This window comes from Corallococcus praedator (assembly GCF_003612125.1).
In the GTDB taxonomy this organism is placed as follows: domain Bacteria; phylum Myxococcota; class Myxococcia; order Myxococcales; family Myxococcaceae; genus Corallococcus; species Corallococcus praedator.
Map to the genome: position 1 here is coordinate 1 of NZ_RAWI01000494.1, position 6,082 is coordinate 6,082.

Annotated in this window: 5 protein-coding genes; 4 read left to right on the forward strand and 1 reads right to left on the reverse strand. The window is 68.4% G+C overall.

The window, feature by feature from the left end; translation table 11 throughout:
- Positions 1-846 (reverse strand): metal-dependent hydrolase, encoded by an 846-nt coding sequence (locus D7Y13_RS37035; protein WP_120537222.1) that lies wholly within the window; start codon positions 844-846, stop codon positions 1-3.
- 201 nt (positions 847-1,047) lie between these two features.
- On the opposite strand from D7Y13_RS37035, the gene D7Y13_RS37040 reads away from it, so the two are divergent.
- The 4 genes from D7Y13_RS37040 to D7Y13_RS37055 all read left to right on the forward strand — a co-directional run bounded on the left by D7Y13_RS37040 (position 1,048) and on the right by D7Y13_RS37055 (position 5,900).
- Complete coding sequence (locus D7Y13_RS37040) at positions 1,048-2,898, forward strand: HSP90 family protein (protein WP_120585958.1); 1,851 nt, start codon at positions 1,048-1,050, stop codon at positions 2,896-2,898.
- Complete coding sequence (locus D7Y13_RS37045; RefSeq protein WP_120585961.1) at positions 2,895-4,007, forward strand: hypothetical protein; 1,113 nt, start codon at positions 2,895-2,897, stop codon at positions 4,005-4,007. The genes D7Y13_RS37040 and D7Y13_RS37045 overlap by 4 nt, the downstream gene beginning before the upstream one ends.
- A 258-nt stretch (positions 4,008-4,265) precedes the next feature.
- The gene (locus D7Y13_RS37050) at positions 4,266-4,613 is read left to right on the forward strand and encodes a helix-turn-helix domain-containing protein (RefSeq protein ID WP_147444550.1); all 348 of its coding nucleotides are present in this window, start codon (positions 4,266-4,268) and stop codon (positions 4,611-4,613) included.
- Positions 4,614-4,676: 63 nt separating this feature from the next.
- Complete coding sequence (locus D7Y13_RS37055; RefSeq protein WP_120585960.1) at positions 4,677-5,900, forward strand: IS701 family transposase; 1,224 nt, start codon at positions 4,677-4,679, stop codon at positions 5,898-5,900.
- Positions 5,901-6,082 lie beyond the last annotated feature (182 nt).

Genomic DNA, 6,082 nt, shown 5'->3' on the forward strand with positions numbered 1-6,082 from the left:
CTACAGCGCGGTGGCCTTGCCGGGCTCCAGCACGACCACCTTGGCGGTGCCCCGGCCCTTCTTCAGAGCGGCGGTGAGCGCGTCCGGGGTGCCGGCCAGGGCGGGGAAGGTGCCGAAGTGCATGGGCACCACGGTCTTCACCTTGAGCAGCTTCGCGGCAACAGCCGCCTGGGCGGGGTCCATGGTGAAGTGGCCGCCGACGGGGAGCAGGGCCACGGTGGGCTTGAACTGCTCGGCGATGAGGGCCATGGACTGGAAGGCCCCGGTGTCACCCGAGTGGTACAGCGTGGGGCCGTTGGCGATCTCGATGACGAAGCCCATGGGGGCGCCCGCGTACTGCGCCGGGGCCTTGGGGTCCGCCTGGTAGCTGCTGGAGTGCACCGCCTCCACGAAGTGGATGGTGGCGTCCTTCACCTGGAAGGTGCCGCCGACGTTGCCGCCCATGGACTGCGCCTCCGGCAGGGCCAGCAGCGACACCAGCTCGAAGGAGCCGAACACCTTCGCGTTCGTCTTCTGGGCCAGGGCCTTGGACTCGCCCACATGGTCGAAGTGACCGTGGGAGACGAGGATGGCGTCCACCGCCTCCGGCCACGTCGCACCCTGGGGCGCCTTGGGGTTGGTGAGCCACGGGTCGATGGCGATGACCGCGCCGCCCGGCGTCTTCACCACGAACGCGGCGTGGCCCCACCACGTCACCTCCGTCTTGCCCGCGGTCGCCGCAGCAGCGGCCTTGCCAGCCGGGGCCGCCTTGGGCGCCGCCGGGGTCGTCGGGGTGCCCTGCGCGAACGCCGCGCCCGAGACACCCAGCACCGCGCCCACCACCACTGCCATCAGCTTGGTCCGCATCGTTGTCTGCTCCAGGAGGGAGGAAAGGGACGACATGTCGCCGTGCCGCCATCAAGGCGCCGCTCGGCCGGGGCGCCACATAGCACCCTCCGGGGAAGCAGGAGGGGGCTGGTGTGTCCGGCCGCCATGAGCCGGACAGAATTCCCTCACGGGGGATTGAAGCCCCCGGGGCGGGGCTCGCGCGCTACGCTCGAATCCAGCGTGGACCATCGATTCCAAGTCAGCCTCCGCGGGGTCATCGACCTCCTGTCCCACCACCTGTACAGCTCGCCCGGGGTGTACGTGCGGGAGCTGCTCCAGAACGCCACGGACGCGCTGCGCGCCCGGCAGCAGTTGGAGCCCGGGGCCTCCGGTTCCGTGGGGCTGGAGCTGCGGGAGAAACAAGACGGCGGGCCGCCCACCCTGCTCTTCACCGATGAAGGCGTGGGGCTGACGGAGGAGGAGATCCACCGCTTCCTCGCGACCATCGGCGAGTCCTCCAAGCGCGAGGTGCTGGAGGCGCGCCGCAACGACTTCATCGGCCAGTTCGGCATCGGCCTGCTGTCGTGTTTCATGGTGTGTGACGAGCTGCTGGTGGTGACGCGCTCGGCGAAGGGGGACGGCCGCACGCTGGAGTGGCGGGGCCGGCATGACGGCACCTACGACGTGCGCGTCTCCGAACACCCGCTGGACGCTCCCGGCACGCACGTCTACCTGGTCGCCCGCGAGGACATGGCGGAGTGGTTCGCGCCGGAGCGGGTGCGGCAGCTCGCCCGCCACTACGGGGGCCTGTTGCCGTTTCCCGTGCGGCTCACCGTGGGCGGAGCGACGGAGCAGCTCAACCCGGACGGCCCGCCCTGGCGGCGCCTGTACGAGACGGCGGGAGAGAAGCGACAGGCGCTGCTCGCCTACGGGCGCGAGGTGTTCGGCACGGACTTCCTGGATGTGATTCCGCTGCGCTCGGCGGCGGGGGACGTGGATGGGGTGGCGTTCGTGCTGCCGGCGTCGCCGCACTTCAATGCCAAACAGAAGCACCGCGTCTACCTGAAGCACATGCTGCTGTCGGAGAGCGCGGAGAACCTGCTGCCGGAGTGGGCCTTCTTCGTGAAGTGCGTGGTGAACGCGAACGGGTTGCGGCCCACCGCGAGCCGCGAGTCCTTCTACGAGGACACGGTGCTGGCGCAGGCGCGCGAGGCGCTGGGACAGTCGCTGCGCCAGTACCTGATGGACCTGGCGCGCGAGGAGCCCCGGTCGTTGCAGCGGCTGATTGCCCTGCACGGGTTGTCGGTGAAGGGGCTGGCGCTGGATGACGACGACTTCTACCGGCTGGTCATCGACTGGCTGCCCTTCGAGACGTCGCTGGGGATGATGACGCTGGCGGACTACCGGCGTTCGTGGCCGGTGGTGCGCTACACGCCGACGATGGACGGGTTCCGGCAGGTGGCGCGGGTGGCGGCGGCGCAGGGGCTGTGCGTGCTGAACGCGGCGTACACGCATGACACGGCGCTGCTGGAGAAGCTGCCGCATGTGGTGTCGGACGCGCAGGTGGCGGCCTTCTCGTCGGCGGACCTGCCGCAGACGTTCGAGGAGCTGACGCTGGACGAGCGCGAGGCCATCTACCCGTTGCTGCGATTGGCCGAAGGGGTGCTGGCGCCGTTCCGCTGCGGGGTGGAGGTGAAGAAGTTCTTCCCGGCGGAGGTGCCCACGCTCTACAGCTCGGACGCGGAAGGGGCCTTCCGGCGGGACGCGGAGCGTGCGCGCGAGGAGTCGGATGACCTGTACGCGGGCGTGCTGGAAGGGGTGATGGCGGGCGCGGGCGGCGGGGAGCGGGCGCAGCTGTGCCTCAACCTGCACAACCCGGTGGTGCGGAGGCTGGCGGCAGTGGAGAGCCGGGAGCTGCTGAAGCTGTCGGTGGAGATGCTCTACGTGCAGGCGCTGCTCCTGGGGCAGCACCCGCTGAACGCGCAGGAGATGGCGTTGTTGAACCACGGCCTCCTGGGGCTCATCGCTGCGCGGCTGGACGACGGTGGCGGGAGTGGTTCGTCCGGTTCCGGCTCGCGGGGGATGCACTGATGGGGGATTGGCGCCAGCAGGTGGAGGCGTTGCGCGAGCGCGCGGAAGGGCTGCCCGAGGGCGACGCCAAGGTGCGCACGCTGGAGGAGGCGGTGCGGATGGTGGACACGCACGGGGATGTGCCGCTGGGGTACGCGTTGCGTGATGCGCTCATCGACGCGGCGACCTTCGGCGGGTTCCCGGACAAGGCGCTGGTGGCCTTCGCGTGGTGCCGGGGGCAGCAGAAGAAGGACCCGCAGCGGTTCGATCCGGAGGACATGCTCTGGAAGCAGAAGTGGGTGGTGGGGCGGTTGGACGAGTTCCCGCACATCAGCCGCAAGCAGATCGCGGACGCGCTGGATGACGTGGAGCAGAGCTTCGCGAAGCTGGACGCGGGGCAGCGGGCGGCGCTGAAGCTGCGCTACCAGATGGCGCGGGACATGGGCGACACGGCCGAGGCGGAGCGCCTGTGGGAGGCGTGGCTGGTGGCGCCCCGGGACCATCTGACGGACTGCCGTGTCTGTGAATTGGACGACGAGCTGGACCACCACGTGGACCGGGGCGAGTGGGAGCAGGCGGTCAAGAAGGCCAAACCCATCCTGGACGGGCGTCAGTCCTGCGCGGAGATCCCGCACCTGACGCTGGGCACGCTGCTGTATCCGTTCTTCAAGCTGGAGCGGATGGAGGAAGCGCGGGCCTGCCATGTGCGCGGCTACGCGATGGTGTCGAAGAACCGCGAGTTCCTGGCCACGGTGGGCGAACACCTGGAGTTCCTGGCGTTGACGGGCAACCTGTCGCGCGGGTTGACGATGCTGGAGAAGCACCTGGGCTGGGCGCTGGAGCACTCCAGCCACCGCGACCGGTTCACCTTCTACGCGGCTGCGTCGTTCCTGCTGGGCCAGGTGACCGCGGACGGACGTGACGAAGTGAGCCTGCGTCTGCCCAACGCGTTCCCGCTTCACGCGGTGGACGGTGGGTACGCGACGCGGGCACTGCGGGACTGGATGGAGACGCAGGCGCGCGACATCGCGGCACGGTTCGATGCGCGCAATGGGACCAAGCGGTTCACGGAATTGCTGGCGCGCAATGAAGTGCTGGTGAAGGAAGCGCGGCTGTTTCCGTTGGATTAACCAATCCGCGCGCAACACTTTTCACCGCCACCGCTGTAAAGACGATGCTTGTAAATGATTTGTCAGGCTCCTTGAGAAAGCCCGTCCGCCGAACTATCGGCAGGCAGTTAGGCTGCTCACTTGACAACGTTCCTGCGAATCGGATTACGACGGTGCTCACGAACGTGGATCGAGGCAGGCGCAGGGCGTAGCCCTCGGTGGGCCCATCCCATGCGTGACGAGCAAGGGCGAGCGCGCCAGAGCCCATAGATTGAGGTCATGGGCGCACCACTTTCGATGGACTTGCGGCAGCGGATACTCGACGCGCACCTGACACGAGAGGAGTCCTGGGGAGAGCTCGCCAAGCGGTTTCGAGTAGGGGTCGCGACGGTTGATCGCCTCATTGGCCGCTGGAAGCGAACCGGCTCCATCGCGCCAAAGCGCCCGGGCCCTCGGCCCTTCTTCCGCATCCCGGATTCGCAACTGGGCAAGGTGAAGCGGTTGCTGGATGCCGCGCCCGACAGTATGACCCAGGAAATCGCGGATGCTTACGCCAAGCAAACGGGTGTGAGGGTGAGCCGCGCCACCATGGGACGTGCCTTCCGCCGATTAGTCCTACAGCTGTAGTTCGGAAGAGGCAGCAGTCGCCCTCCTGTTGAAGGAACAGGAGGGGGAGGAGCGAGACTTCCCATGCAGCAGCCATCGGCCGCCGAAGCGCAGGCACCGGAAGTCCGGCTGGTTGGCCAACTCGCGATGGAGTTGGAGGAAGTGGGGGCTTGGTTACAGCCTCACTTCCGCAGGCGCGAGGCACACAGCGCCGCCGTCGAGTACGTGAAGGCGCTGCTGGGGCGGGCACAGCGCAAGAATGCATGGGGCCTTTCGGAGGACGCAGGCTACCGAGCGCCCTATACCTTCCAGCACCTGCTGCTGCGAGCGAAGTGGGACGCGGACGCGGTGCGCGACGACGTCCTGGAGTACGCGCGCCGGGCGCTGGGCGAAGGCGGAATCCTGGCGGTGGACGAGACGGGCTTCTTGAAGAAGGGAGAGAAGTCCGTCGGCGTGGCGCGCCAGTACACGGGCACCGCGGGCAAGGTGGAGAACGCACAGGTGGGTGTCTTCCTGGCGTACGTGACGCCTCGCGGGCATGCCCTCGTGGACCGGGAGCTGTACTTGCCGGAGCCGTGGACCGAGGACGCAGCCCGCCGAGAAGCGGGAGGCATTCCAGAGGAGGTGGGTTTCGAATCCAAGCCAGCCCTCGCGCAAGGCATGCTGCAACGGGCCCTGGGCGCGGGACTGAAGCCCGCCTGGGTGGTGGGCGATGAAGTCTACGGCCGCGACAGTACGCTGCGCCGCTTCCTCGAAGACTTGCACCAGCCCTACGTGCTGGCGGTGGCGTCCAACACCCACGTCTGGCGCGGCTTCTACCAAGTGAAGCCAGGGGACATGGTGAAGGAAGTCCCTCCGGAGGCTTGGGGGCGCTTGTCCGCGGGTGCCGGCACCAAGGGCCCGCGCCTCTACGATTGGGCGCGCATGAGTCTGAATCGGCACCTGGGCCTGTCGCGGTGGCTGCTGTTTCGTCGAAGCCTCGCGGATGGGAAGATCGCCTTCTACGTAGCCCATGCGCGGCGCAATGCCTCACTGGAGTCGCTGGCACGGGCGGCGGGCAGTCGGTGGGCGGTGGAGGAAGACTTCGAGTCCGCCAAGGGTGAGGTGGGCCTGGCCGACTACGAGGTGCGCACCTGGACGGCCTGGCACCGGCACATGACGCTGTGCCTGGTGGCCCACGTCTTCCTTGCCGCCGCGCGCGCCATGGCCAACCTTCCGCCCCAGGAGGGACTGCCCCCAAAAGCGCTCGGCCTGCCGAGGCGAAGAAACCCCATGCGCGCGTTTCTCGCCCGGCGCGGCCTTCACTGACAGCCCTCGTCCGCCCCCTGTGTCAGGGAAGTTGTCGCCTCGGCTGAGTGGCCGAGATGACCACGCCTTGGGGGGCGAGAGCAGGCAGGATGCAGTGCCGTACACGGATGGATTCAAGTCACAGATGGTGAAGCGGATGGTAGGCCCGGGCGCGGTGAGTGCCGCCGCGCTGGCCCGTCAGG